Below are 1,429 nucleotides of genomic sequence, written 5' to 3' on the forward strand. Positions count from 1 at the left end.
ATCGGTCATGTACGAGTATTTAGGCTTAGAGGGTGGTCCCCCTATATTCAGACAGGATTACACGTGTCCCGCCCTACTCAAGTCCTTCAATCTCACTTTCGCATACGGGGCTGTCACCCGCTACGGCCGAACTTTCCAGATCGTTCTGCTAGTTGAATTGAAGGCACTGGCCTGGTCCGCGTTCGCTCGCCACTACTAACGGAATCTCGGTTGATGTCTTTTCCTCCAGGTACTGAGATGTTTCAGTTCCCCGGGTTCGCTTCACGAAGCCTATTTTATTCAGCTAAGTGATACCTGTTTCCCAATTACTTCCACCCGGCGAACCGAGAAGAGATAATCGGGATAGGTGGGTTTCCCCATTCGGAAATCGTCGGGTCAAAGGTTGCTCACACCTCACCGACGCTTATCGCAGCGTGCCACGTCCTTCATCGCCTGTACATGCCAAGGCATCCACGAATTGCCCTTACCTCACGCTTGAGAGTCCACACCACCAACGACAACACTGGATCGCTTCCAAAGGAAACGACACGAAACTCGGCAGAGCAGTGTAGCGTGGTTCTGATCTGGCCTCCCGTTGACACGCATGAAGCGTGCCGCCGAGCGGCTCAGCTGATGTGGATGATTAAATCTCAGCCAGATTATTTGTAGAGATATAGTCCTGGACGTCTCGAACCCCGTAGCCAGTCCGCTGCAGGCCGAAGCCCTTGGCGAACCGCTTTCGCGATCCTCGTCGTTCCAAACCCATACCGCCACGGCATCGATTTTAAGAACCCATTCACAATGTCAAAGAAGGCCGTCGCGGCCTTAACCTCATGGTCGCCCATGAGGATCTCGTGTCTTCATCTTCTGGATTTCGGCAGAGTGTCGCAACCACGCCGCGGCAAAGCCGCGTCGTCAGACCTGCTTGCAGCAGGCTGGCCGTGCTCGCTGATGTGCGCTGCAAGCTTTCGCTTGCGCGTCTCGTCAGCTGCGCAGTGGTGGAGCCTATCGGGATCGAACCGATGACCTGATGCTTGCAAAGCAACCGCTCTCCCAGCTGAGCTAAGGCCCCGCTACGCCTGCGCAGATGGTGGGCCGAGTAGGAGTTGAACCTACGACCTCACGCTTATCAGGCGTGCGCTCTAACCACCTGAGCTACCGGCCCATCTGCACAACCCGGCTGGCCATAAAGGCCGCAGGCGGCGTGAGCCAGCTCAGGCTGCATCCCCACGGGTGGGGATGTTCCAGATGATGAAGGGACATGAGGACGGCGGCTAATGTTCTTTGGAATGGAGGAAGCTCTTCTTCGAGCCAAGGCTCAAAGCGCTTTCCGCCGATATCCTTAGAAAGGAGGTGATCCAGCCGCAGGTTCCCCTACGGCTACCTTGTTACGACTTCACCCCAGTCGCTAAACCCACCGTGGTCGCCTGCCTCCTTGCGGTTAGCGCGA

At 56.3% G+C, this 1,429-nt stretch carries 2 tRNA genes and 2 rRNA genes; all 4 read right to left on the minus strand.

Annotated elements, in window-relative coordinates:
- Window positions 1-480 (minus strand): 23S ribosomal RNA (locus LK535_RS16685); the annotation flags it as partial.
- A gap of 495 nt (window positions 481-975) precedes the next feature.
- Window positions 976-1,051 (minus strand) — tRNA-Ala (locus LK535_RS16690).
- A 16-nt stretch (window positions 1,052-1,067) separates the two neighbouring features.
- Window positions 1,068-1,144: transfer RNA gene (locus tag LK535_RS16695), tRNA-Ile, on the minus strand.
- A 181-nt stretch (window positions 1,145-1,325) separates the two neighbouring features.
- A 16S ribosomal RNA gene (locus LK535_RS16700) occupies window positions 1,326-1,429 on the minus strand; the annotation flags it as partial.

The organism is Sphingomonas sp. IC4-52, from assembly GCF_020707225.1.
Taxonomy (GTDB): Bacteria; Pseudomonadota; Alphaproteobacteria; order Sphingomonadales; family Sphingomonadaceae; genus Sphingomonas.